1 protein-coding gene is annotated in these 369 nt (G+C 71.8%); it reads right to left on the reverse strand.

Going from position 1 to position 369, the window contains the following annotated elements:
* Window positions 1-369 (reverse strand): autotransporter domain-containing protein (locus QMX79_RS20865; RefSeq protein WP_282248478.1); only part of this gene is annotated, 369 nt, incomplete at both ends.

The following is a 369-nucleotide window of genomic DNA, read 5'->3' on the forward strand; positions in this document are numbered from 1 at the left end:
GCGTTTCCGCACGCAGGCCGGCCAGCGCCTGGCTGCGGCTGGACGCGCGGCTGTCCGCACGCAGGCCGAAGCCGAAGCCGCCGTCTTCGCTGAAGCTGTCGCTGTCCAGGCGCGCGTAGTCCGCACCGAGGTACGGCGTCAACGATGCCCCTGCGCCGCCGAAGCGGTAGCCTGATTCCACGCTGGCGGTGCTGAAGTTGCCGCCGTAACGGGCATTGACCCCGTACTGCCCCGCGCCCAGCAACAGCTGGCGGTCGATCTCGCGGGTGAACTGGCCAGCGCCCAGCTGCGCCAGGGTGTAGGCCGCCCCGCTGTTCCAGCCGGCGTACAGCTGGGCCTGCGACTGGCGGTCACGACCGCTGTCGCCGC

Source organism: Stenotrophomonas sp. PS02300, from assembly GCF_029959395.1.
Taxonomy (GTDB): Bacteria; Pseudomonadota; Gammaproteobacteria; order Xanthomonadales; family Xanthomonadaceae; genus Stenotrophomonas; species Stenotrophomonas maltophilia_AD.